The 25,681-nt window shown below is 42.6% G+C and carries 26 protein-coding genes; 13 read left to right on the top strand and 13 right to left on the bottom strand.

The features are described from left to right. Window positions 1-9: 9 nt before the first annotated feature. From IUA53_RS03980 to IUA53_RS03960, 5 genes are all read right to left on the bottom strand, one after another. The gene (locus tag IUA53_RS03980; RefSeq protein WP_196898470.1) at window positions 10-1,236 is read right to left on the bottom strand and encodes a restriction endonuclease subunit S; all 1,227 of its coding nucleotides are present in this window, start codon (window positions 1,234-1,236) and stop codon (window positions 10-12) included. An 11-nt stretch (window positions 1,237-1,247) separates the two neighbouring features. After that, a complete protein-coding gene (locus IUA53_RS03975) occupies window positions 1,248-2,819 on the bottom strand; it encodes a type I restriction-modification system subunit M (RefSeq protein ID WP_196898468.1) in 1,572 nt (523 codons plus the stop codon). 68 nt (window positions 2,820-2,887) lie between these two features. Next, window positions 2,888-3,424, bottom strand: a complete 537-nt coding sequence (locus IUA53_RS03970; RefSeq protein ID WP_196898466.1) for a DUF6933 domain-containing protein — start codon at window positions 3,422-3,424, stop codon at window positions 2,888-2,890. Next, a complete protein-coding gene (locus tag IUA53_RS03965; RefSeq protein WP_196898464.1) occupies window positions 3,421-4,314 on the bottom strand; it encodes a WYL domain-containing protein in 894 nt (297 codons plus the stop codon). The genes IUA53_RS03970 and IUA53_RS03965 overlap by 4 nt, the downstream gene beginning before the upstream one ends. Window positions 4,315-4,386: 72 nt before the next feature. Continuing rightward, window positions 4,387-5,391, bottom strand: coding sequence for a DUF429 domain-containing protein (locus tag IUA53_RS03960; RefSeq protein ID WP_196898462.1), 1,005 nt, complete (start codon window positions 5,389-5,391; stop codon window positions 4,387-4,389). Window positions 5,392-5,519: 128 nt separating this feature from the next. On the opposite strand from IUA53_RS03960, the gene IUA53_RS03955 reads away from it, so the two are divergent. Together IUA53_RS03955 and IUA53_RS03950 are read left to right on the top strand one after the other, a co-directional pair. Beyond that, on the top strand, window positions 5,520-6,287 hold the full coding sequence (locus IUA53_RS03955; RefSeq protein WP_196898460.1) for a restriction endonuclease: 768 nt from the start codon (window positions 5,520-5,522) through the stop codon (window positions 6,285-6,287). 9 nt (window positions 6,288-6,296) lie between these two features. Continuing rightward, complete coding sequence (locus IUA53_RS03950) at window positions 6,297-7,046, top strand: NYN domain-containing protein (RefSeq protein ID WP_196898458.1); 750 nt, start codon at window positions 6,297-6,299, stop codon at window positions 7,044-7,046. Window position 7,047: 1 nt separating this feature from the next. Here the strand turns inward: IUA53_RS03950 and IUA53_RS03945 are convergent, their stop codons facing one another. The 7 genes from IUA53_RS03945 to IUA53_RS03915 all read right to left on the bottom strand — a co-directional run bounded on the left by IUA53_RS03945 (window position 7,048) and on the right by IUA53_RS03915 (window position 13,236). Beyond that, the gene (locus tag IUA53_RS03945; RefSeq protein WP_196898456.1) at window positions 7,048-7,344 is read right to left on the bottom strand and encodes an RNase H1/viroplasmin domain-containing protein; all 297 of its coding nucleotides are present in this window, start codon (window positions 7,342-7,344) and stop codon (window positions 7,048-7,050) included. 65 nt (window positions 7,345-7,409) lie between these two features. Further along, window positions 7,410-7,817: a DUF2787 family protein gene (locus IUA53_RS03940; protein ID WP_196898454.1), complete on the bottom strand. Its 408-nt coding sequence runs from the start codon at window positions 7,815-7,817 to the stop codon at window positions 7,410-7,412. 174 nt (window positions 7,818-7,991) lie between these two features. Continuing rightward, window positions 7,992-8,429, bottom strand: a complete 438-nt coding sequence (locus IUA53_RS03935; protein WP_196898452.1) for a DUF6641 family protein — start codon at window positions 8,427-8,429, stop codon at window positions 7,992-7,994. Between the two features lie 22 nt (window positions 8,430-8,451). Further along, window positions 8,452-10,464, bottom strand: coding sequence for an AAA family ATPase (locus IUA53_RS03930; RefSeq protein ID WP_196898450.1), 2,013 nt, complete (start codon window positions 10,462-10,464; stop codon window positions 8,452-8,454). Beyond that, window positions 10,461-11,375, bottom strand: a complete 915-nt coding sequence (locus IUA53_RS03925; protein WP_196898448.1) for a tyrosine-type recombinase/integrase — start codon at window positions 11,373-11,375, stop codon at window positions 10,461-10,463. Before IUA53_RS03925 ends, IUA53_RS03930 begins: the two co-directional genes overlap by 4 nt. Window positions 11,376-11,506: 131 nt before the next feature. Then, the gene (locus IUA53_RS03920; RefSeq protein WP_196898446.1) at window positions 11,507-12,544 is read right to left on the bottom strand and encodes a hypothetical protein; all 1,038 of its coding nucleotides are present in this window, start codon (window positions 12,542-12,544) and stop codon (window positions 11,507-11,509) included. Further along, window positions 12,541-13,236 (bottom strand): hypothetical protein, encoded by a 696-nt coding sequence (locus tag IUA53_RS03915; RefSeq protein ID WP_196898444.1) that lies wholly within the window; start codon window positions 13,234-13,236, stop codon window positions 12,541-12,543. The genes IUA53_RS03920 and IUA53_RS03915 overlap by 4 nt, the downstream gene beginning before the upstream one ends. Window positions 13,237-13,430: 194 nt before the next feature. On the opposite strand from IUA53_RS03915, the gene IUA53_RS03910 reads away from it, so the two are divergent. The 4 genes from IUA53_RS03910 to IUA53_RS03895 all read left to right on the top strand — a co-directional run bounded on the left by IUA53_RS03910 (window position 13,431) and on the right by IUA53_RS03895 (window position 16,644). Further along, window positions 13,431-13,811, top strand: coding sequence for a hypothetical protein (locus IUA53_RS03910; RefSeq protein WP_196898442.1), 381 nt, complete (start codon window positions 13,431-13,433; stop codon window positions 13,809-13,811). An 84-nt stretch (window positions 13,812-13,895) separates the two neighbouring features. Beyond that, window positions 13,896-14,993 carry a hypothetical protein gene (locus tag IUA53_RS03905; protein ID WP_196898440.1) on the top strand — a complete coding sequence of 366 codons (1,098 nt, stop codon included), beginning with the start codon at window positions 13,896-13,898 and terminating at the stop codon, window positions 14,991-14,993. 287 nt (window positions 14,994-15,280) lie between these two features. Further along, the gene (locus IUA53_RS03900; RefSeq protein WP_196898438.1) at window positions 15,281-15,787 is read left to right on the top strand and encodes a hypothetical protein; all 507 of its coding nucleotides are present in this window, start codon (window positions 15,281-15,283) and stop codon (window positions 15,785-15,787) included. 71 nt (window positions 15,788-15,858) lie between these two features. After that, window positions 15,859-16,644, top strand: a complete 786-nt coding sequence (locus IUA53_RS03895; RefSeq protein ID WP_196898436.1) for a hypothetical protein — start codon at window positions 15,859-15,861, stop codon at window positions 16,642-16,644. Between the two features lie 323 nt (window positions 16,645-16,967). On the opposite strand, the gene IUA53_RS20350 is transcribed toward IUA53_RS03895, so the two are convergent. Further along, the gene (locus tag IUA53_RS20350) at window positions 16,968-18,167 is read right to left on the bottom strand and encodes a flagellin N-terminal helical domain-containing protein (RefSeq protein ID WP_196898434.1); all 1,200 of its coding nucleotides are present in this window, start codon (window positions 18,165-18,167) and stop codon (window positions 16,968-16,970) included. A gap of 260 nt (window positions 18,168-18,427) precedes the next feature. Here IUA53_RS20350 and IUA53_RS03885 point away from each other — a divergent pair, with 260 nt between their 5' ends. From IUA53_RS03885 to IUA53_RS03855, 7 genes are all read left to right on the top strand, one after another. Beyond that, window positions 18,428-19,750 (top strand): tyrosine-type recombinase/integrase, encoded by a 1,323-nt coding sequence (locus IUA53_RS03885; protein WP_196898432.1) that lies wholly within the window; start codon window positions 18,428-18,430, stop codon window positions 19,748-19,750. A gap of 25 nt (window positions 19,751-19,775) precedes the next feature. Beyond that, the gene (locus IUA53_RS03880; protein ID WP_196898430.1) at window positions 19,776-20,075 is read left to right on the top strand and encodes a hypothetical protein; all 300 of its coding nucleotides are present in this window, start codon (window positions 19,776-19,778) and stop codon (window positions 20,073-20,075) included. A 530-nt stretch (window positions 20,076-20,605) separates the two neighbouring features. Next, window positions 20,606-20,974 (top strand): hypothetical protein, encoded by a 369-nt coding sequence (locus IUA53_RS03875; protein WP_044448529.1) that lies wholly within the window; start codon window positions 20,606-20,608, stop codon window positions 20,972-20,974. Between the two features lie 181 nt (window positions 20,975-21,155). Beyond that, complete coding sequence (locus IUA53_RS03870) at window positions 21,156-22,340, top strand: PD-(D/E)XK nuclease family protein (protein WP_044448531.1); 1,185 nt, start codon at window positions 21,156-21,158, stop codon at window positions 22,338-22,340. Window positions 22,341-22,464: 124 nt separating this feature from the next. Next, window positions 22,465-22,821 carry a RidA family protein gene (locus tag IUA53_RS03865; RefSeq protein ID WP_044448533.1) on the top strand — a complete coding sequence of 119 codons (357 nt, stop codon included), beginning with the start codon at window positions 22,465-22,467 and terminating at the stop codon, window positions 22,819-22,821. Between the two features lie 137 nt (window positions 22,822-22,958). Beyond that, window positions 22,959-23,516, top strand: coding sequence for a DUF1439 domain-containing protein (locus tag IUA53_RS03860; RefSeq protein ID WP_044448535.1), 558 nt, complete (start codon window positions 22,959-22,961; stop codon window positions 23,514-23,516). A gap of 94 nt (window positions 23,517-23,610) precedes the next feature. Next, window positions 23,611-25,302, top strand: a complete 1,692-nt coding sequence (locus IUA53_RS03855; RefSeq protein ID WP_044448537.1) for a protein adenylyltransferase SelO — start codon at window positions 23,611-23,613, stop codon at window positions 25,300-25,302. Window positions 25,303-25,681: the final 379 nt, after the last annotated feature.

Genomic DNA, 25,681 nt, shown 5'->3' with positions numbered 1-25,681 from the left:
ACCGTTATCCTAAACAAACATCTGCTGTAATAACCCTTTTTTAAAGGTTTGATTGAGCTCGATTTGTTCTTTTACCAAACTTATCTTTTTATCAAGAGTATTAATAAATTGAGAAATTTTTCTTTGTTCCTCGATACATGGGTATGGCAGCTTAATTTCTGAAAAGTATTTATAGCTTAGAATTTTACCATCTCGAATACCCTCCAAGCGTCTCTTCATCTCTTGGATAAATTTGCCAGTCTTTAGGTAGTACCGATAAAAGTCATCATCAATCGAGATAGATGGCCTCAATATGATGTAAGCGGGACTGCATATCCCCTTATATCTTGAATACTCAATGCCACCTTGGAAGCTTCTAAGACTAATTATGTAATCGCCTTCTTCAACAACTTTGTAACTTGCCACACTGCCGTCAGTAACTTGAACTTGATAGTTGATTAAATCTCGAGGAATAGCGCCATGTTCTTGTGTGATAGCTAGTATCGGCAAGTCTGAATTGTGACTTTTATTTGAAATAGCGTCGAAAAACTCATTACCTTGTTTCCATTGCCAATCGGGAAAATCACTACCACTATCATCTTTAAAACGAATCTCTTGCTTGAAAAGCTTTTGCATTACGCCTTTTTTGTATTGCGCAAGCAATGCATGCTTTTCTTTTAGCAAGCTGATTTTTTTGTCTACAGCCGATAGAAAATCTGCTATTTTTTGCTGTTCAGTTTCATCACCAGAAATATAGATTTTCACTTCTGATAAAGTATCTTGACCAACGTTGTATCTAGTACTACCTCCGCTTTTGGAGACTATTTCCTTTCTTGCCAAGTCCGTCTTCAACAAATAGTTAAGAAATACAGGGTTATATTTTCTTTTAGCCCTTCCTCTTATAACGAAGCCACCAAAGCATGACGAATTGTTGTGATCTAAGTAAACATTAGACTGTCCAGCTTCTTCTCGATTTTCGGAACTACGCTGAAACAGAAGATCGCCGTATAAAACCTCATTTTTTTCAAAGGTCTTCTTATCAACATTAACCGTTCCGGTAATCAATTCATTAGTAATGAAATCATTATTGATAATATCCAGAACACTAATAAATTTGTATCCTGAACCATAGGAGTCTTTATCAGCGTTAATGCCATTTTTGAAAGTTAGGTAGTCACCTAGTTCACATATAGTCCAAGAGCCTTGAAACCCATTAAATCTTAATTGAGGTTTTGCTGAAGGTGTGAGTCTAGTCATAGATAAAATCCTTATGGGCAAGAAATATCGAGTTCTCTACAAAATTCCTGAATTTTTTCATCAGTATCGACAAGCAGAGATTCGAAATTCTTCAACTCTGAAGACACCACAGATATATTTACTGTAGGCTCTTCAACAAAGGTATCAACATACCTAGGTATATTTAGGTTATATCCGTGTTCTTCTACTGATTCGCTATCTGCTGTCGACTTTATAGGTGCTACATAAGAGTATCTATTTTTAAACTCCCTACTTTCTACAGCATCCAGTATCGCATTCACATCTTCATCTCTAAGATAGTTTTGATTTGTTGCCTTACCGAAATTTTGGCTTGCATCGATAAATAAGATATTGTCTTTATGCTCACGGTTTTTCTTCAAAACCAAAATACAAGTTGGTATAGACGTTCCATAGAAGATATTTGCAGGCAGCCCAATAACCGCGTCAAGATAGTTCTTCTCTTTAATCAAATGCTTACGAATATGCCCTTCTGCCGCTCCTCGGAATAGCACGCCGTGAGGCAAAACCACTGCCATCGTTCCGTTCTCATCGAGCTGATGGATCATATGTAGAACAAAAGCAAAGTCGGCCTTTGAAGCAGGTGCAAGCTTGCCATAGTCCTGAAAACGCTCATCGGTAAGAAAACCTTGCGAAGCATTCCATTTAGCTGAAAATGGTGGGTTAGCGACTACGGCTTCGAACTTGTGTTCTAAGTGATGTGGTTGTTCTAGTGTGTCGTCCTGCTGAATATCAAATCGACGATAGTGCACACCGTGCAAAATCATATTCATTCTAGCCAGGTTGTAGGTGCTGGGGTTTTGCTCCTGTCCGTAAAAGTGGCCAACGTCTTTCACTTCTTTTGCAACTCGCAATAGTAAAGAGCCAGAGCCGCATGTAGGATCGTATACACTGCGAAGTTTATCTTTTCCTTGAGTAACCAGTTTCGCCAGAAGCTTCGACACCATAGGCGGTGTATAAAACTCGCCCGCCTTTTTACCTGCACCTGATGCAAACTGACCAATCAGATATTCATAAGCATCGCCCAGTACATCAATTTCCGTTTCATGATGCAGAAAGTCGATATCATCGAGATGGACCAATATCTTAGAGATCAGCTCATTTTTGGCCTTTTCTGTTTTACCGAGCTTGTTTGATGTTAAATCGAGGTCGTCAAACAGACCATTGAAATCATCCTCAGCCGCAGTACCCATAGTGCTTTGCTCAATATGGTTAAGCACTTCCGAAAGCTGCTCAAGAATGAACTCACCGTTTTTACCTTTTTCAGCCAGCACGTGGAAAAGCTCACTCGGCTTTAGGAAATACCCCAAGTGATCAATAGCTTCTTCGTGAATAGCATCTAAATACTCTTTACCCTGTTGTGAATTCTCGTCGATTCCATCAAATTTAATACCGTCCTCTTTGAGAAGCTCGTCGGCATAAATGTCCATTCGTTCAGAGAGGTACTTATAGAAAATAAAACCAAGTATGTAGTCGCGAAACTCATCGGCGCTCATATTGCCTCGAAGCGCGTTGGCAATATTCCACAGTTGTTTTTCTAATGCTTTTTTATGTTGTTCAACCATTGTCTCTTATTCCTTGCTACATCTTTCCTGCAACTTTATTAGTTGGGCGTTAATGCTTTATTCGGTGTCTATTGCGTTAATTTGTTTAAGAGCTGGGCCATTTCTCTATCTGGCCATATATATTCTTTCTGACCTTTTACGCCGCACGGCCTGTGGCTCAGATCTGCGCTGTATCGGTACGGGCTTATATCCGCAACCGAGGTGTTCTTGTAATACAACCCATAATCAATTTCCTGAGCCACCTGATTCATCGTACCTTGTACCGAACGATTACAGTTTGTATCGAACGTAAGTGGTTGGTAGTTCGTCGCAGCGGCATAAACCAGCTCTGGCGGCATATCACTTTTCAGCAAGGTGTTAATAAACACATCGTTAAGCTGCCAATCGAGGTTTGCGAAGTCTTTCTTGGTTAGGCATGGAATGAATAACGTAAAACGTGTCGCATCATGCACTGCAATGACACACTGCCTGCGCTGAATAGTTATGAGGTTCGCATGCCAGTTGAGCCACTTCGTCTGAATGCCTATAGCAGTCGCAGGTTGCTCTGTGGCTTTCATCTTCTCTGGCAGCTTGGCGTAAAGCTTCTTGGTGCAATGGAGGATCAATTACCACCTCCGCTTCCGTAATCTTTAACTTCATACCCCGGTGCAATCGCCAAGTTTTGCACATTGTTCAGCGTAAACCGGTTTTGTAGCCAAAGTTGGTATTCCGCACCTTTTAGCGTGCCGCGCTCAGTGCAGTCCACATTCCATCGTCTTAACAGATAACCCGCCATCGCCGCTCTTACGTTGATAAGCAATTGCTCGTTTTGCATACCATAATCCATTTCTATGGCGGTAGGATGTTCAACGTTCTTTGGATGCGGCACGAGTTGAAGCGGAATCAGTCGCTGCCATTCGGTATCTGCTTGGGCACTTTCTTCCTCGTTAGGCGCATCTTTAATCGTTACTTTGCTAATGCGCGTTAATACGAAGTCTCGGAAGCTTTGACTCTTTCGGTCAAAGGCGCGGACGTGCCAGCGTAGGCCATTGTCTACGATGGAGTGCGGTACAAGTTCTCTGGCATTAGAACCGCTAGAAAGTGACGTATAGATAACGCTAACAGCTTTGTTATTGAGAATCGCCTGAACAAGGCGAGCAACGATAAAGATGTCTGGTACATTCAGACTGGACGGTGCTTCTACTGGGAAATGGATATCACCTATTGCATCAAACCCATCGGAAATATCGTTGGCGAGTTTGGTTAAGGTGCGTCTTGCATCATGTTCGAAGACAGGTTTGAACTGAGGTGTCTGGAAGTAACGCTTTTCTCGCGAATCGTAAGACAAGTTATCCGGTGCAAGATCTTTGTAAATACTGAAATCGCGCGAGCCTGCCGACAATCCGACCTGAAAACGATTAATTAAATCCTGACGGTAAATCGCACCTTTGAACAACAGGCAAAAGTCGATATAAGCAAGGCGTTGTTTTTGAGCAAAGCTGATGGAGTCGAGCATCGTCCCTGTGTACTTTTCTATACTTTAGTCCAGTGTGGTTTATTTTGAGACGGTTGTAAAGAAGGTACATCGTTAACTGCTCATAAATCGGCGCTTAAACTCCTTCTTTCTTGCTTCAGGTTCGCCTTCTATTAATCCCGTGCACTTGTGTGCTGCATGCGCGTCCCACCCAAGCGGCCAGCGTTTAAATAGGTGTTGATTACAGGCTGGACAAGCTTGTTGACGTGCAATATTGGAAACAGCCTGTTTTGTCTTCCTTATGGGGTTGGGCTTTGTCGGTAGATTGGCAGCTGTGCTGCTTATAGGCTTAACGTCTGGTATCCAGATAGCATCACCCTTTTCTGGCTCACCAAATGAGATGCGTTCCTGTTCGGGCAAGCTTGCTACCCATGCGGCACTGTAGGCATCCACTCTATCGTGCATTGGTCCAAGGCAAATATTATCTGCTTGCGACCAATCGTCGTCGGTTTTAGGCCAACCAGTGTAATGCGACATGGCAGACAGCTGTAACTCAGCCTGATTCCCTTTGCTTTTATGGATATCAGCGACACCTAACTGTTTCACTGTCGCGTGTGGATAGACCTCTATACATTCGGCAACTTTACTCAGTCGCTCGTTCAAGGCGAAACCTAACAGCATAAAGATTTGGTGGGCATGAGGCAGGTTTTGTATCGGCTTACCCGCCTCAAGATGTGCAATACCTTTTGCTTTAATCATCCTAAAATCATCGGCAGAAGGTGTGGTGTAACAGCTAATACCCGCCTTATCGAGCGCCTGCTCTGCAAATCTGCGATTAAGATGGTTATCCCGTGGCCGAAGCGGTGAGTCGATACCTATTCGGATTGGGCTTAAATGGAAAGCGTCGCATACCGTTTCTATGTAACTGGCGACATCTTCTGCAAATGCTTGATTAACCTTGTCGTCCAAGGTCCGGGCGTTGCCTAAACCTCTAGGTGGTTTTATTGGGTAACTGGCTAACGGAAACGGCAATAATCGCCCATTTTCTAGAGTACAAATCACCAGTGGCAGGTATTTACCTTTCGCACAAGCGACATCGATACCGATAAACACGTCCATGTTTGTCTCTCCTATCTGTCAGGAATGAATATTTCACTGTTAAAAGATACTACACGATTGGAATTAATACCCAATCCAGACATTGCCTGAGTTAATATATTTTCGATATTTAACAAGGATGTTCAATTATGCCAAGAAAAAACACGTCTTTTGCTGACCTTCTTTTCCAAACGCCGTGGTGGGTTTCGGTGATAACGGCAGCAATTACCTATGTAGTAATGGGTCACCTACTGCCTTCTGTTGAAACTGATAACCAGCTTATCAACATGGTATTTAAGGCGCTCGCTATTCCTGCGCCTTATTTTGCAATTTTCATATTATTCATCGCACCTTTTTCGTTTTTTAATGGGCGTCGTAAAGCCAAGCAATTAGATACTCAAAAGAGTATTGAGACCATTAGACAACTGCATTGGCGCAATTTTGAGGAGCTAGTGGCAGAAGCCTATCGAAGACAAGGTTATCGAGTAATCGAAGGTGGTTTTGGTGCTGACGGTGGTATTGACCTAGAACTGAGGAAAGGCGAAGGGCTTATTCTCGTTCAGTGCAAACAATGGAAGGCACAAAAAGTTGGCGTCAGTGTGGTTCGCGAGATGTTTGGTGTATTAACCGCCAGTAATGCAGACAAGGTTATTGTCATCTGTTCAGGCAGATTCACCCAACAGGCAATAGACTTCGCATCTGATAAACCAGTGACTCTCATTGACGGAAATGAACTGCTATCTCTTATTCATGAAGTGCAAACAGAACCAAAAGTAGAAACGGTTAAACAAAACGTCTGCCCTAGGTGTGGTAGTGAGCTTGTAGAACGACAAGCAAAACGTGGCGCTCATGCTGGAAACGTCTTCTTGGGTTGTTCTGCCTTCCCCAAATGCCGTTACACCGAAGAATTATTTTAAGGAAAATAGATGAAAGACTTGGATGTTCATAAAAAAGTAGCGGTACTTATTGATGCAGATAACGCCCAACTATCGAAGTTATCTGCCATTTTGGATGAGATATCCGCGCACGGTCATGTGCTTATCAAGCGTGCCTATGGTGACTGGTCTGTTGAAGCCCTTAAGAACTGGAAAACGTCACTCAATGAATTAGCCATCCAGCCTATTCAACAATTTGCCTATACCACCGGAAAAAACTCCACCGACGCGTCCATGATCATAGATGCGATGGATTTACTCTATTCTGAAAAAATTGATGCATTTGCATTGGTGTCCAGTGATAGCGATTTTACCAAGCTTGCGTCACGTTTGAGAGAGTCAGAGAAGTTTGTCTTTGGTGTGGGTGAAAAGAAAACGCCTGTGTCGTTCAGGAATGCCTGTGATGACTTTATCTTTACGGAAAACCTTGAAGCCGGAAAAGTACCTAAAACAGGAAAGTCCAAGCAAACAGAGACTAATGCTTCCAATGGTGCAGAGGAGTTAATACCGGCACTTCTTAAAGCATGGGAGCTTTATCAAAATGACGATGGATGGGTGAATGCGGGCCCAGCTGGTAGCTTCCTAAAACGTGCGAAGCCTGACTTTGACCCAAGAACTTATGGTGCTGCAAAAGTTACCGATATTATTTCAAGTCTGTCGACCGTTTTTGAAATGACGAGACAAAAAGGAAAAGGGACGACACAAATCATTCTGTACCGCCCCATCTTCGCAACATCTTAGGCTAATCGATATCCCAAGGCGGAAGGTCATCATCAATAACGGCTGACCGTTTGATGGGTTTCTGCTTCTTGGGTTTGGATTTCGGTTTAGATATCGCTTTCTTTTCCTTTAGATAACGATCGTAAGCACGCCTTGCCTTTTCGATGCTCGGAAAGCCTTTGTATTTATTGTTTCGATAACCTTTTACTTGCGCTTCCGTCTCTTGCCATGTGCTGTAAACGCCAGGTTCATAACCTTCGAAAACCACATAAGCAGCATGTCTACGGGAAAGTTTTATATCGTCAAAACCTCTTGGCATAATCCTGTCCTTACTGTGTTTAATCATTCCCTAACTGTTTACAGTTTTCAGAAATGCCGCTGGGTTTATTCGGAAATACTCACAGTGAAAGCCTCTAATTCAAGCAAGTAATATAAAAAGTTGCCTTCCCATATTTGATACATGTCTTTTGCTTGTTCGATAGGAAAGACGCCGAACAGATTCTGAAAAACACCAGACTGAAAATCAAAGTCGAGTTCTTTCGTTAGTTCCGCATAAGGTCCACTACCGATGTAAGCAAAATCGGTGATGTAGCAGAAATGCCACATGTTGTCGCGTTGTTCGAGCCTTATCTCGACCGGATGAAAGCCCCCTCTTTTGGCACAATAGTTGGGATCTCGAAAATTAAGAGTAACCGCCTCGCTGTGCTGTTGGTTATTTCTTAACAGATTATCAAGTTCATGAACAAATTTCGTAGAGACGGGCAACGCCAGTCCATCGTAATGAATACGCATAAAATACCTCGAATACTTAGATTGAATGTGTTGTGCGCTTTTTGGCACTGGATTTGATGAAAGAAACTAATTTATTAGTATGCAGATAAGCCAAGCACCTGTCTTTACGGCAGTATCTTATGGCTTGAAGGATATAAGCGGATAAGGCTCGTTTTGTTATCCGCTTTCTGCTCGCTATTGCTTAGCCCTCTTCGGCACAGCAGGTTTGAGCAAGAATTCATCAAGCTCACCGGACTCTGTGGCTTTGATGATGGTTTCAATCACCTCAGGCAGTTTGGCCTTATCACCGACATCAATAGCGGGTTTACCTTTTTGCAGTTCAATAGGCTTATTGTTCACTTTGACTTCCAGATAGTAGTGGTCGTCACTGTCGTAATACCACGGCCTAACACTGGTAGGTCGACGTTGAACGGTGACTTCGCCTGTTTCGGGATTTTTGACTTTCTTATCTCGGAAGGCTTCGAAACGCCGGTTCTCAATCATGCAGACAGCCATCTCTTTTTGCTGTTCCAGCTTCTCGATAAGCTTGAGACGTTTGCCAAGAACTGGTGGCTTTGGCTCGATTTTAGGGCGAGCGATAACCTTGAGCGAACTCAATACTGATGTAGTCATGTTGTTTACCTTCTAGGTTGGTTTAGTTGGCTATAAAGCCGATTGGGGTTTTAGGTTGTTTGCGACGGTTTTCCTCAACAAGCAGTGAGAGTGCATGTTTGCGGTAGTCCGTCTTGGGGTTAAAACGCATGTGTCTGGCAACGATTGCCAAATCACCTGGCGTAATATGCTTAAGCTGACTGAGCGTAGAGGCCTCATACTGCGTGAGAGCGCGTATGCCAAGCGTTTGCTTGTACAGCTTATGCAGTTGCTTAAGTGACAAGTGCGTGCATTCAAGCTTGATATCAAAGCGTCTCAGCACTGCATGGTCTAACTTGGCTGCATAGTTGGTTGCAGCAAACACGGGCTGTGTATTGCACTCTAGTTGCGTCAGCAGCTCATTGACCAGCTGTACGTCGTGTTGGGCAGTCAGATGCTGCCTACTTGCTAACAGACTATCGACTTCATCGAGAAGCAACACGGCCTGTTCGCGATGGGCGCGATAAAACAGCTCGGATACCTGTTGCTCGCTTTCGCCAACGTATTTGCTGAGCACATCGGATGCAGACACACGGATAATTACCTTGTCGTGAACCTCGGCAAGATGATGGGCCAGTGCCGTTTTACCTGTACCGGGTGGTCCGGTGAGCAATACACGAATAGGCGCATCGCATTTAATCGCATTCTCGATGTCGCGAATTCGCGACTTGGGGCCTTTGATATTGAGCAGGCTCATATCAAACGGTATGTCACCTTGGTATTGCGGCACAGACTCCAACAGGCCAGATGCGATTAAGGTGTTTTCAGCCATTTCGGTTACCGTCTTTTCGGCATCGCTTCCGGAGTGATTTACCAGATGAGCAACATGACAGGCATTATCGATGACCGCTGGCGTTAAGTTATCTGTCTTTGCCCATTGGTGTTTGAACGTCTTGGACAGACGCAAGCCTTTGCTCGATTTCTGGATAATCGACTCAAGCTGTGATGCAGGCGGTGCGGTAACTTCCATCACCAGTTTAAACCTGCGAATGTAGCTCGGCTCTAGCCAGTTGATATAATTCGTTATCCAGATGCACGGCACTCGGGTCTGCTCAATAAACCGCTGAAGCCGTTCTTTGGTATATCGGGTATCGGCTTGGTCGAACAGGCTCTCACATTCATCAATTAACAACATGGCATTACTGTTACTGCCCAATAGAGTTTGTAGCAGCTTGAGGCTCTGCAACCTTTCATCGCTGGCAAATGGATAGCCGAATTCATTCTGCGTAGCTGTCTGTTTGGTGTCTTTTGCACGTACCTCGATAAGCTGACGATGTGTGATTTTTGCAAGCGTTCGGGCAAACTCGGTTTTACCGTTACCGCTTTCGCCGTAAAGCAGAAGCGAAACACCCGATACCTGTTTATCAATTGCAGCATGTAGGTAATCACTCACCAATTCATGATTAATATGCGAAAAGTCTTTGAGCCCGAACTGTGCATTTGGGCTGCTCGTCATCAACGGTGCTAGCAACTGCTCTTTTGTGCTTATCGTTGTCGTCAGCAACGCATTACGCAGAAAGTACGGTAAGCCCAAGGTCGATAAATTGTCGATGTCCATGCTATCGACAAAACCGAGTTCAAAAAGCTTTGCCTGAGCATCATGCAATGCTTCGATACGCGACTCGAACATATGGCATAAGATGCGCTGGTTAGTCAGACGCTGGACGGTAAACTCCATGTCAGAGTAAAGCTTCGCGAAGCCTTCATTGATGGATAAAAGCATCGTGAACAGCATTATCTCGCCGCATGGATGCGCTAGGCCAAACAGCTCACACACCTTATCGACGTTTCTGGATAACCGCAGCTCTACTGGAGACAGAGTAAGACTTGATAACAGTACCTTTTTTACGTCTTGTTTCTTTAGCGTCTTGGCAAGCCGGACATGTTTGTCTATCACTTTAGGCAATGTGGCAGGCCAGTCAAAGTCAACGTGTGATGGTGTCACGTCCAATAGTCGTAAAGCCAGCTTCGAGCCAAGTGCAGGCAATGCGCTGGATACCATGTTGCGGGATGTCATATCAGCAGTCCTGAATCACCATAATTGAGTTCATCCGCTGCTTTGCGCATGGTTTTGTCATCACGCTTATCGTAAATGACGGTAGTTGAGATATCTGAATGCCCTGCCATTTGCCGGACTGTGTTTAAATCAGCACCTTGATCAAGTAAACGGGTGATATAGGTTCGGCGTAAGTCATGTGGTGTGACGGTAGGCAGCCCCAGGTCTTTGAAATACCGTTTAACGAGCGAGTAAACCAATTCTCCATTAATCGGGTTACCAGTGTGCGCATGACCACCCCGTTTTACCGTACAAAATAGGTAGCCAGGTTCGTCGGTACGCGCTTCTATCCAGTCTTCGATGGTGACTTGCACCCAATCAGGCAAGTAGACGGTACGCGACTTGTTGCCTTTACCTTGTGCCACAAACAGTGTGCGTTTTTCCTTATCGTAATGCCCAATATTCAAGTCTGCGACTTCGCTTCTGCGCAGACCACTTCCTAGCATCACAGCAAAGATGGCATAGTTGCGCAGACCTAACGGTGTGCGGTTCTGAGCGAGCAGCCGAAATAGCTTTCGCACCTGATGCACTGTGAGCGGCGTACCGGCATGCTGCCCGTGCTTTACTTTGGGCACAGATTGAAGATTGAGATAATGTTGTTGGTCGACTTGGTTAGTAATAACAGCAGCTTTCACCACACCACGAACAGCCATCATGGCTCTATTAATAGTGCGTGGTGCGTGGCCCTCGTTTAACAGTGTGTTTTGAATAGAAAGCGCCTGCGCATAGTCGACACAAGCAAGCTTGGCGGGTAAATCAACAAGTGGCCAACCCATGACATCAGCAATACCTTCTAACTGAGCCTGAATTGACCGCCTGCTATTTTGTGACAACCTAGCCAAATACAGCGCATACGGACACTGAGCATCCATAGAAACCTCCTGAATAAGCGTTTTGTGTGGGATTTGGGGGCTGCTTGACCACAGCCATACCCACAATGTAGCGCCCATTTAAGGGGATTCCTGCCGCTATTTTTGACCCAAGTAGTTGAGATTCAGTTTCCTCATGCAGCTTTTGCCTTCTTTTCTATGCCCAGGCTGTACTTGATATTTAACTGTAACGCGTTGACATGTTTTTCTAGGCCCATAACTCGACTGTGTTGCATTAAGACAGAATGAATGTCGAATTCGTCAGTCCGCAACAGTCCTTCCATAAAAACCTCGACTATTTTTCGTTTATGCTCATTGATAAACCAAGTATCCAGCCATTTATATAACTGATTGCGCTCGTCTCGATTGAGTTCTGCACTGCTACTGGCTTCAAAAAGCTTCCAGACGTCAAATTCACCTTTATTCTGCGGCGACTCAGTACTTTTGTTATTTTCAGGCTCGTCGCTACAGGGTTGCTCGTTCGGTAAATAGGCTTGCTTCTCAGCAGGAGTGTTATCAACATTTGAATCCGTTTCATTTTCTTCGCTTTCGACCGAAAGATCCGTTGCCTCACTTTCATCTTTCGATGATTTACAATCGCTGTTGTTACAAGTATCAGCCTTTGTGCGCATATTACTGTCATCAATCAGGTAGCTTTCGACCATGTGACGCAGTTGATTGACTGACAGTAGGCTGTAACGTTCGCTATCCTCATGAAGTCTGCTTTCAAGATTGAGCGTTTCTTCAACGCGCGCCCAAACTCCTAGAAGAAAAGCTTTGATATCTTCGAACGACTTAAATGATTTGCGCGCACGATGTCTTAGGTAGTCCAAATGCGCTGCTCTTATAATACCGACTTTATCTACATCTCCGTTGAATAATATTAACTCATACTCTGCTCGGCTTTTTTCTTTGTACACTTCCTGTCGCGACATGGGAAAGTGATGATCAATAAAGTCAGTCTTGCTTGAAAAGCCCAGAGTGTCGTGCCAGTTGAACACTAAAACGCAGTAAGCTGTGATTCGTCGATTGGCTACACCTAATTCAATTTTATTTATCCGTTCATTTATCTCCCTTTTGCTTTCATTTCGAAGCTTTGTTTCGTCATGCTCATTTAGAAGCTGAAATCCAATGCATGCTCCCTCATTGGCAGGTTTAATAACGCCACTCATAACTCAACCTCACTAAAATCATCCTCATCTAAAGGACTTCTGAACATATACAGCGTTGGGTCATTCGCTTCGTTAACGCCCTGCTCAACTATATTAATAAAGTGGTTAAGGTGTTGAGTCATTATTTCCATAAGACGTAAATACCCCTTCAGTTCTTTCCTAATTTCTCCTTCAATGAACTTGTCAAAATGCTCTGAAAAAAATTCGTACTGTTCCATTAGCGATAGTTCTTTAAATCTATTTTTTATCGCACTAAGTCGTTTGATTCTCTCAGTTTCGGACTTCTCCCATTGGTGCAACTCCCTTCTTGCACGAAGCCCTGGATAGTACCCATGAATAACGTCCCGTATTCTGCTGGGTAAACATTTTATTGCCTTATCCCATCCACCCAGCTTTGCTAGCACTTCGTTCAAAAACTCTTCTTTATGAGCTTCTGCTAACGCACACGCCACTTCATAGGAGGCTTCACCTATCCGCGACTTCCCAACCGTAGCGAATTGAACCATTCCAGCATCTGCTATGAGGTACGCCTCATCTTTTCGCTTAGGAAAATACTTCCGCCGCCAGTCCTCAAATGACTCAAACTTAAGCTTTTCCCATCCTTTATTTTCAATGATCTCAACCATTGCTTTACAGCAATCCGGATAATATCCATTTGCTGCAATTTTCGACATAGCCACCCAGTCTGCCATATTACCCTCTCAACAAAAAACCGCCAACAAACGCAATAATAAACACACAATACAAATTTTGCAACACCAATAAAACAAAGGGTTTATAAGACTTTAGGTTTTCAATTTGAAAACATAATTGCAATTATTTGGTTTTCAAATTGAAAACTAAATGACATAATAATATTAAGTCACAAGTGAAATGAGAGAAAAGAATGGAGAGAGAAGGATCGGATGTCGCAAATAAAGGTAGAAAGTTTGAAGATGGGACAAGAGGCAGATTGTTAAGAAAGGCAATTATAGCCAGCAATGATTCTTCTAGGCGGTTCACAAAGCTTTCCGTCGATATCTGCATATTTTTAGCCAGTCGCGGAGGGAGAAAAATGTTGAGTTCACTCTTTTATAAAGACCTTCAAACACTGGCAGAAAAGGTGGCGAAATACTCAGGAAGAACTAAGGTTCCAACAAAAGGTGCGATGAGTTTAGCTCTTAAGAGCATATCTGAGGCTGGCTTATACACCTATGAAATAGAAACGCCGTACAACAAGAGCAAACACGGTGACAAAAGAGGTGTAAAACTCACTCTTATTGATTAAACAATTTGTCGCGATTCGCGACAAATTTTCTGACGAATACTGATGAGAATAATAATTTGATCTTTTAAAACGAGGATCAAATTTATGTCTTTTCAATTACTTAATGTAGTATCTCAACAAGTAACTATTCTTAATAATTTATATAGTGACAGTGGGCAGTCAAAGGCTGTTAGCGAACAAGCATTACTGGATATTCTCAACAATAGGAAACTACTACGTAAATATGGATATAAGCTCCATAAACAGTTATCAGGCAAACAAGCTACAAACTGTCTGCTAGACAAAATTGAGCTGACAATCGATGTTACTGAGGCGGAGCAGGCATCCATATTCACGACATTGAAGAGGTTTAGCGCAAGTGTTACTGACTCGTATAAACTTCGGAATAGGACAGCCACAAGACAACAAAGATACCTTTCCAAGTATGCCAAAAGGTTATCTGTCATTTTTAGATCTGGCGTTAAAGTCGTTTTGCTCTATGAGCCCATCATGATAGCAAGGCGAATAAAAGTATCGTTTAACCCCACTAAGTTGTCGGAAGAACAGTTAATCCAATTCTTTATGTTATTAAAGACAGCACTTGGAAAAAGTAGATATCAGGAAGTCGTATCTAGCGCATTCTTAAATGTGATAGAGCGGGCAATCGACTTGTACCGAGTGCCAAAGCTATTTGTACACGTTTTATGCGATTCTAGAGCCAGCGTTACGTTCCGTAGACGTGATGACGGCAACGGTATTTGGTGCGAATTTGAAAGGTATGGTTCACGCAATTCTAACCCATTTAAAAGCTACGACATTCCAGCTAGGGTTTGTAGGATTAAGAGTCAAGATTATAGCTACAACCAGTTAAAAGATATCCATGGCACTGTTCGCCTTGAAAGAGTATTCAACGGGCACAGCCAAAGTAATGAAAAAAGAAAGACCCTTTCTTTGCAAAGTATAGGTACTATCTCAGAAGCATTTCGAGGTATCAGAGTGATGAAGCCTACTTTCTTCGTAGAACTCAACGATAGTGAAAAGCTAGAGGTGCTTCGTAATAGTCTTCAAGCTGTTTTTAAAACGCTCGAGCCGGAGAAGAAAAAAGCGGTATTGAGACATACATGTATCGTCGATAAGGAAAAAGTCGAGTCACAATTTCGCAAGTTATTAACCAGTCTCGCTAGTACTTTGATAAACGTATAGTGCTCGTCAGGTCATATTTTGATTATATCAGCAAATGTACTTGTTCAATCTAGATACTGTTAGTGCATGTTAAAGGTAACTATGCGCCAATTGGTGAAGCTAAGAGTTTTGGATGTGTTCTACCAACACAATAATGTAGTCGTTGGGGCATTGGCAATAAAGTAACCACAAAAGTGTAATTGGCGCAGTTATATTCTTTCCTACGAAAACATACCCTGTGTTTTCATGGAAAACGAGTGTTACTATCAAGTTTCAGTATTAAGCCATTACGCACACAAGGAAGGATCGTGATCTTTGACAACTATTTCATGGTTATCCCAGTCTATCGATTGTCAGAGGAAAGGTATTATTCTCAGATGGATGAAGAGTTTGAGCGTTTAGTGTCCAAGTCTTGGGATAGTAGCTTTCGACAAGAAAATCCTGACTTAGTTGATAATTGGAAGAATCATCATCGTTCTTCTTATGGCGGTGACTGGGAATTCAATGAAGTCATTGGACACATAAAGCTCTTTTTTATGGGCAGCCAGGTTCGAGGCGAATACTGGAGCACTAAGCCGAGACGAAAAAAGAAGACTCGGAAGAAGGAGTTTGAATTCAAAGCACATAAGTTAGCTGTTGAAAGTGAAATACGGGAAAAAACAAATAAAGGCGTGCTGGCTGCAATCGAAGAGTATTTATCTCGTTGTCAAAAAGAGTTAAAGAATCGACATATAGATTTGCGAGAGTTCGAAGCTCTTAAAGAATATATTGATTGGATGTCAGTGCACAAGGCCAATAATATATTTGCAAAATAAGCCGCAAGCAGTTGGTCACTGGGACAGCCAAAGTATGTGCGGAGCGGTAGAGATACAGGTCAATAATCTACATGTATAAAAATAAATTTATAGCCTTCATAGATATTCTTGGCTTTGGAGCCTTGGTAGAAAAAAGTGGCGAAGTTCCTGAACTCGCAGAAAGCATTTCAGAAGCGTTACTTTCAATGAATCCCAACTTACTTCAGGAATCAATGTATGGCTCAATAAATGAGGAAAAAATACCAAAAGATCAGTTGGAGGAAGTCAAAGCTACCATCGCTAAAATGAATGAAAATATGAGTAAAATGCATCCTGTGGCCATATCATACTTTTCAGATAGCTTAGTTCTATCAGCTGATATTGACAATGTAATTGCTTCGCAATCTATCCTCGAGCTTTTGGCTAAACTTAGTATTAAATTATGGGATGAATATTCACTGCTAGTTCGTGGAGGCATCACTTTAGGTAAATTGGTACATAAAGATAACGGCCCATTATTTGGTCCTGCAATGAATCGAGCTTATTTTTTGGAGTCAAAAAAGGCTGAGGCTCCAAGAATTATTTTTGACGAACACTGTATTAATGCGTTTAGAAAAATTAAATCTTTCAGTATCTTTGAGTCTCTAATTGAGAGCGATGAAAAATATAGCTACATCTCACTACCTGCCTGTTTTAGATATATAACAACCTGTAGTACATTGGCTTATTCAAAAACAAAGCAGCTTCAAGCTGTAGAAATTGCTCAATCTGAAACATTATCAAAAATTCAAAAAATAATTTCGGCTGACCCGCCTAAGCGTGTAAAAGATAAATATGTATGGCTTGAGGCTGAAATGCGTAGAATACTGGATAGCTAACGTATAGCGCCAACAGCTCATTCTCCAGGACATAAAACAGTTAGCTTCTGCTTCTTCGTCTTTAATTATTAGCCAATAGTTTTTTGTCGATTATAAGGCCCTCGAGCAACTGCTGTTTGACGGAAACAGAATTAGCTATAAAGAATTCTGACGGTCTGCTTCTGTGATTGACGGAATATGTGAGTAAGCGATTACTAGCACCAACTCACTTAGCTAGCATTCTAATAAATTTTAAAATGTTGTTATTAACAACCGCTGGAAATAAAAATGCCCGCCAAGATAACAACACAAATTAGCCCCACGTTAATACGGATTAAAGGCAACTACGAAAGAAGTGACAACGCTAATTGAGGCCTTTGATTTGCCTGAGCTAGTATGGTGTTGCTTGCTTGCTGAATGATTTGATTTCGGGCCAAATTAGCAGTTTCTTTAGCGTAATCGGTATCATTTATTCGGCTTCTAGATGCACTTAAGTTTTCAGAGGTGATACTGAGGTTCCTAATTGTGGACTGGAATCTATTTTGTAATGCGCCAAGCTCAGACCTTACACTTCCAAACCTAGATATTGCACCGTCAATAGCCTGTAAAATATCTTGAGACTTATAGATTCCTACTTCATTTCTAAAAAATATTGGGTTGGGAAATAGTTCATCTATCGTTTTTTGGTCGGGTGCAGCTATCCTGAAATCATTGATACTCCCTGTAGGAGAGACATCAGTAGAACTTGCAGACCATAGGTTTCCCCCTCCGGCCTCATTTAAAGCGGAGGCAAATTCTTCTAGACCAAAGCCAGGATCAGTTAAGTTAAGTGATATTTCAGAATAAGAATTGCCCCCATCGTATGAAACGGCTAGGTTATAGACTCTGTTATCAGCAAAGGCAAGCCGATCATCATCGATAATAAAGCCTAATCCTCCTGTGGTTTGCAGATCAGCAGCACCCGAGACATTTTCCGGTTTTACATATCCTGAAGTTCCACTGATAAGGTTTGGATTAGGGATTAAAGCCCCTTGCGGTCCAAACCCTGCTGCGGAGAACTGGGTTAAACTGACGGTAATTGTTTGTCCCGCATTCGCGCCAACCAAAAACGCGGCGCTATATGTTCCATCTAGCAAATTTTGACCAGCAAATTGAGTATCCGTAGAAATGCGGTTTATCTCCTCGACGAGCTCTTGCGCCTCTTTTTGAAGTGCCGTTTTATCAGCGAGAGAATTAATACCATTTTGAGATTGAATAGCAAGTTGACGTAAACGCTGAAGATTCCCTACTGTCTCGCTGAGCGCACCGTCAGCAGTCTGAGTCACTGAAATAGCATCATTTGCATTTCTAACAGCTTGATTTAGGCCATTTATTTGGCTTGAAAGCCGATCGCTTATTTGTAAACCAGCAGCATCATCTGAGGCACTATTTATTCTGAAGCCAGATGACAAGCGTTCGAATGACTTATCTAACTGCATACTAGAAGAGAAAAGATTTCGCTGAGCAGTTAATGAAGATATGTTGGTATTGACAAATAAACTCATTGTGCGTGTAAAGGTTCTTAAAAAACCTTATATCAGTCCCTTGTTTAATTATTCTTTGCGTAACTTTATCTAATGTACATATCGTCGGATTTTACTAATCCTTTAATAATATTAATAAAATTAGACATGAAGTTTGCCCGCAGAACTGAAGCTTAAATCACCAGTTAACAGCAGCTATCCACTTTCGATTGCGACTTCAAGTAATTCAAGTACTATAAGCACTAGGCACGTTATTTTTCTTTGCATGGGCAGTTACGCGAATGGCACAACTTGAACGAGTAGATATTGAGGGTTTTGAACACTTCTATGTTTTTCTCCAAGATAACAGTAACAAGTGGCTCGCTCGCTTTAAGTTAGATAACGACCCCAGTAAAAAATGGTACTGCAAAACCACGGGTCAAGAAGACCTCGAAGACGCAAGAGTTGAAGCTAAATTTATTAGAAGAGAGTTTCAGTCTAAACTTAATGAAGGAACCTTAGTAAAAAATAAGAGTTTCAAAGAGGTTGCCGAACTCGCAATAGCTGATATGAAGCGCAAAATGGATGCTGGAACCGGTAAAGTAGTATTCAAAGACTACATCGGCGTGCTGAGGAAATACCACATCGAATTTTTTGCTAAAACGTCGATTACGTCCATTAAAAGAGCGCAGCTTAAGGAATTTGATAATTGGCGGTTTAAAAAAGCCGGTAAAGCTTTATCTAAATCCACAATCCTCAACCACAATGCAGCATTACAGCGAGTGTTTGAGTTTGCTTTAGACAATGAATGGATGCTCCCAATTCAGGTCCCCAAGTTAACAAATGATGGAGAGTCTGGGCACAGACGTCTATCTTTCACGCCTGAAGAATACGACCAAATCTGCGAAGAAGTACTCAGACTTGAGCAAAACTCTAGGAAAAAGGTTACTGCCGAAATCCGACGACTACTTTACTATTATATGGAATTCGCGATAAATACGGGGTTAAGGCCAGGTACTGAACTCGATAATCTAAAGTGGGGCGACCTACATATCCAAACGCAAGGCCATCAAGCGCGCTTCTATTTGAATGTTAGGAAAGGTAAAACAACCAAGTTCACTGGAACAAGAGAGGTAGTCTGTAACGCAAACATTTATGATGCTATTTGGCTTCTCACCAGAGACTTTCCGGAACGAAAGCCTAACGATTTGATATTTAGATTGAAAAGCGGGAAGCAAACTAAGGAGCTTGGTAGAACATTTGCGCTTGCTCTCGAAAACCTTGGGTTAAAGAAACCTAAAACAGAGAAAGGTGAGCAAGATAACTCATCAGGCGAGCGAACCTTATATTCATTACGCCATAGCTATATAACTTGGGAAATGAGAGCTCAAAGAGTTCCCATAGAAGTTCTTGCCAAACAGTGCGGTACATCCATATCTATGATTGAACAACACTACAGTCATGTTGTTCCTAAAATGTATAGTAACCAGCTATCTGGCCTTGAACTTGACGAGGTTCAGCAGATTAAAAACCGATTCGCACTTTCCAATGAAAAAGCAATAGAAAGCTACTCCCGCAGAGCCAAAGAATGGGCAGCGAACTACAAGAGACGAGGCTGTATTTAAGGACTAACAAACGAAAGGAGAACTAGTGGAGCCACAAGAATTTATTCAACATTGTCGTAATGAGCTAAGAGCTTGTTTTGAGAATACAAAGAAAGGCAACGGTGATGACGTGAAGAAAAGCCGTACTGAAGGACTCTTTCAGGCATGTCGGCTACTTGGGATTTTAACTTCAGAAGAAGTTCGCGATATTTATGAGGAAGAACACATTCTTGTGTTTGGCGAAACTATTCAGCGAAGGAAGGAACGGAAAGAGAACATGAGTAAATTGAAAGCCTCCTCACCTGACGATTATTTTGATATTCCAGCTATAGAGCGGATGCGTTAAAAACAAAGAAATAAAGCCCTTCCGTGCAAAGTGCATGCAAAGCGCCTATAAATCAATTTTAAACCTTTGTTTTTTATTTATTTTTCTTAGACGCTAAACTTTCAAAATCCGTTGCTAGAAATAGCGTGCCGGTTCAAGTCCGGCCTCTGGTACCATTCTCTTTAAATAGAGAGCAAGCCGACCTTGAGTCGGTTTTTTTGTATCTGGAAAAGATCGTATCGGTACACCCGAGATACCCTCATTTGAACTTCCCTGTCCGTATCTTAAATTATGAGCGAGTTTTTGAGCTTCTTGCTACAAGGCTTTGGACAATTCCTTCTAACGTACTCTGATTCACTAAAGCCACGAGCATGCGTGACCTCATTTTGCCCGTTTAATTGAAAAAACGTGTGCAAGCAAAGAGGGCTGGTTAATTCCTCCTATGGTGGGTCGTCGCTTTCAACTCAATTCACTGAATAATACGAAATTAATAGAAGGGTTCTAAAAACGAAAAACGTCAGTGGGTCTAAAACTGCCAAAAGGAAATATAAATGCGCCCTTCCTATCCTCGTATTGGTATCTTTTGGGTTTACCAACAAAAACTCATATCAAAATCTATACTATTATCCCAAGCCTCATATAGCAGTGTAGGAATTGCCGACTGCAGATTCAGCCACATTGATGTTTGGGAATTAGAAAAAGTATACCTTCCTGAATATCCAAAGCTTTTTGACTCTGAATATCAGGCGTTACCTCGCGGGCGAATACTATTTGATAAGAAAAATAGCACTTTTAGCATGTTCGCCGATAGAAAAATTGTAAGAAGTAAGCTCCATAGACAAATGGTCATTAACACATTTTCTCTACAGGCGCTGAAATGCATCTGGAGAACAGATCCTCACTATGTTGTTTTCAGTTAAGGGAATAGAATAAAGCTTTATCCCAGCAAAAGTGCGCTTAAGCGATATGTAATCTAAGGTCATTTTATAAAATGCTATAACGATGTTTATGCGGTTTGAAAACTAAGCATCAAACTTATAGCTCTACAAATGACTTACCAGTCAAAGAAATAACATCAGATAACGTGGAACAGCCTATAACATGGAAAATAATTTACTCGTCAATTTAAGGAAATACCGGCCCAGAGACAAATCCGATCCTTTAGAGAATTTTTTAACTGAAGCTTTTGCTCACTTGTTGAAAAGCAGTGATGAAGTGATGTCAGCAGTTCTGGCAAAACTTAACGAAAAATCCAAACTTCCAAAGGCTTTTAATCCCAGTCGATATGACGTTTCGACTCAAGAAAACTTCAATGGCAAGTTTCCCGATATGCTTGTTAAGTGGGACGATGTGGCAATAGTCTTCGAGCACAAGGTCTATTCGGAACTTAGTGATTCTCAGCTAGCAAACTATAGAGCTTTTGCCGAGCAACATTTTAACCACCATTACGTGGTGCTTATCACAGCGCGGGAATATCAGCACAAACAAGACCCCGACTGCGCTATATGCTGGCATGATATTTATGGCCTATTAGACGATATAAAGCCTTTAAACAATACAACAACTGATTGGTATATGCAGTCATTCAAGAAGCTACTGCAGGCAGAAGGGTTAGGGAAAATAACCCCTATCAACCAGTTAGCCATTACCCACTACCTTGAAGCTAAAGCGTTGGAAGAACAAATGCGCTCCCTTCTTCGTTTAGCATCCCTTGACCATGTTGCTTGGCCGTTAGGCAATATACTGAAGCCCACAGTAAAAGATCGGCTTAATGCTGTCGAAAGTAGGATTGGCATCGAATTTTGCCAGCTTAGCAGCAACCAAAAATTTGACTGGAAACCCGGTATATTTTGTGGTTTTTTAGCCGATAGTTCCGATCATAAATATGAACACATCACTGGAAAGCACATGCATGTTGCATTAATTTTCGATTTTAATGAATCAGTTCATAACTCACTACCATCAATGCCTTATTTTGAAGAATTTCGACACGAGCTCTCGGATAAAATTGATGCGCTAAATGCATCAATCGTTGCAGACATAGCTCACAATAAGTCGTGGAAGGTTGTCGATAATATGTGTAGCGAATACAAGGGTGATATCAATTGGTACCACCCTTTTGCCGTGTTAATGCGTATGGATGCATTTTTTAATGAGGTACATAGTCCACATGAACAGCTTACTGCCTTTATTGACGCGATGAGTGCTTTACAACAGCTGTGTTTGTCTTGCCCAAGTTTCCAGCCATTTTTAACAGAGGCCTCTAAACAAGACAGTCATGTTTAAAGCCTGGCGAAATACAGCAGTATAGGTTTGATGTCGTTGCATTCTCTTTCCATTGAAGTAGCCTCACAAACCTATTAAAGTCGCTGCCTATTATTGATCCCTCCTCTTCAAAGGCCTCAACTGAATGAATATCGAAAGATTAGAAACCAAACAGCGTATGAGTCGTATAGTTAAACACAACGGCGTTATCTATTTGTGTGGACAGGTGTGTGCTGATGCAACAAAAGACATCACACACCAAACACAAACCATGTTAGACAAAGTTGATAGCCTGCTAATGAAAGCAGGCAGCGACAGAAAGCATATGCTCTCTGCCACTATCTATCTTAAAACTATGGATGACTTCGCTAAGATGAATGAGGTATGGGATAACTGGGTTCCTGAAGGTTTCGCGCCAGCTCGGGCTTGTGTGACCGCAGATATGGCTCGCGACGCGTTGCTGGTAGAAATATCTGTAGTCGCTGCTGAAATAGCACAATAGCCCACCTACATCGTAAGATGATGGCATCACGAGGTGTGCGCATTGTGTACACCGGTTGTAGGTTCTACAATGGTTACGACCTTGTTGCGGCTTAATGTTGTGCAAATCGACACTGCTTTTCTAAAGAGGCACCTTTTATGAACTATTTACTTTCGCTTGCCCTTGCTTTTGCCCTTGTGGGTTGTGCAACGCTTTCGCAATTATCGGTGTACACTGTATCTAGCACCGAGCTAGAGCAGGTACTCGACGGCCAAATTAGCCAGCTGCAAAAGCAGACTTCACTTGCTGGTATTCCACTGACATTAGATGTTGAAGATATGACGGTGTCCATTGGCCCAGATGGCAGAGATGTGGTTCATCTAGGCGCTATTGCCACTGCCCGTGTTAGCGCGTTTGGTTTGAACTACCCTGCGAAGGTAAGCCTTGCTTTAGAAGGCACGCCATATTACGACAGCGAAGAAAAAGCCATTTTTGTACGCTCCCTGTCGCTACTTGATAGCACCATTGATGCTGGTGGATTTAAAGGCAATTTAGCGCCGGTAAGTGGCGAGCTGATGCAACTGATTAACGGCTTTTTGGCGACTAATCCTGTATATCGTTTAGACGCAACGAACAAAGCCATTAGCCTACTGTCAACAGTGCCATTGCAACTGACTGTTGAGCAAGGCCAACTCGCATTGCGACCCAAGCAGTAAGCTTTTACAAGCAGAGTTCCCCATTCAACTTGCAACTATGAAATACAATTTCGAAGACAGTTTTCATCACAGAGTGACGCAATAGGAAGGTATAGTGACTGAACGAATTAAAACATTAGACGCATTCGCAAAGCACGTAAATTACTCTTTGCTAAATACACTCACGCCTGACCCAGAGTCACCGGGCGACGGTAACGATCACAACCCTCGCCAAGTGTTCTCAGGTCACTACGTGCCTGTTACACCTACGCCTTTAATGTCACCTGTCTACATTGCGCATAGCGAAACCTTGTTTGCAGAATTAGGTTTAGACGACAGCTTGGCCACCACCACGGATTTCGCTGCATTATTTTCAGGTGATATGTCTGCGGTTCCCTCGCCTATGGTGCCTTATGGCTGGGCGACAGGTTACGCGCTATCAATTTACGGCACGGAATATACCCAGCAATGTCCATTTAGGACAGGTAACGGCTATGGAGATGGTCGCGCTATTTCTGTCGTTGAAGCGGTATTAAACGGCAAGCGTTGGGAAATGCAGCTGAAAGGGGCTGGCCGTACACCATATTGTCGCGGGGCTGACGGGCGAGCCGTGCTCCGCTCTAGTGTGCGCGAATTTTTAGTGCAAGAACATATGCACGCGCTGGGTATTCCCACTTCCCGCTCATTAAGCCTATTTATGTCAACGTCAGACACGGTAGATAGGCCTTGGTATCGCGAAGGCTCACACGCATACGAGCCAGAGGTAATGGTACAAAATCCCATCGCTATCTCCACCCGTGTGGCACCGTCATTTTTGCGCGTGGGTCAGTTGGAACTCTTTGCCCGACGTGCGCGCTGTCATGAACATGACAACGCACACGACGAGTTAAAAGCCATTGTCATACATTTAATAGAGCGAGAGTATGCAGAAGAAATAGATACAACAGAGCCGTTTGATGTACAAGTTGTTAAGCTCGCCACGCTATTTCGTGACCGATTAACCTTCTTGGTGTCGCAATGGATACGCGTAGGGTATTGTCAGGGCAACTTTAACAGCGACAACTGTGCAGCTGGCGGATTTACCTTAGATTATGGGCCCTTTGGGTTTTGTGAATTTTTTGAAACCGATTATCAGCCATGGACTGGCGGCGGCCGTCACTTCTCGTTTTTAAATCAGCCACTAGCGGCACAAAAGAACTTTGATATGTTCTGTCGATCGTTAATGCCTTTATTTGCAGACGATAGTAAGCATCTCACTGCGCTTAATAGCATTAACGAGGGATTCTCTGAGGTCATGGAGCGAGCCATGGCAAACATGTGGGCAAGCAAGCTAGGTTTAGCTGATTATGACCACGATTTACTGATAAAGTTACTGCAATTAATGGTACGTACTGGCGTAGACTATTCTCTGTTTTTCCGTGAGCTGTCGGCGTTACCCGATGATGTGACCAGTTTGACCAGAAGCTTTTATCACCCCCCCAAAGACGAGGTAATGAAAGAATGGCAAAACTGGCTTCAAGCGTGGCGTCAAAGTATAGCAAAAAGCGTTAAGATTGAGGGGAGTTTAGCCAAAATATCGGAAGCCATGCGCCAGGCCAACCCTAAGTTCATCTGGCGAGAATGGCTTATTGTGCCAGCATACAAAGCGGCTGAAAAAGGGGACTTTACCTTAATACACCGTTTACAAAAGATACTCACTGCCCCGTATAACGAGCAATCAAAAGAGGTAGAGGCCACGTATTACCAACGTCGCCCCATTGAGTTTTTCAGCGCTGGTGGGGTTGCGCACTATAGCTGCTCTTCGTAACTAAGATTTGCAACAGCCCAATTCATCGAATGAGAGTGGAAAACTAAAAGTAAAGGCCATTCTCTATCTTATCTCGCATTCGCACTATCTTCACGAACGCTGAACGACACAAACACTTTTAAATTTGAGTTTCAATTTTGCTCTTGTTTACTCTGAAGGCTAATTCAATAAGTGGGTAGCTGGTGTCGTGCCTGTCTTGATTAGCTAGTGAACCTGAGGTAAAAAAAGACGGTATCACAGAAGAAACCACTGCTGCCTACCTTTCTTTTGACTTTGTTACCGATTTCAACAATATGCCGATTAATTGCGTATTCTGATGTTCTCGATCGCTGATTCTGGCTAGCCCGATCAACTCTATTCCGGTCATTCGATCACAGAC

The sequence above is a fragment of the Alteromonas sp. B31-7 genome (genome assembly GCF_015767655.1).
GTDB lineage: Bacteria > Pseudomonadota > Gammaproteobacteria > Enterobacterales > Alteromonadaceae > Alteromonas > Alteromonas australica.
This window is presented reverse-complemented; position numbering and strand designations above follow the sequence as displayed.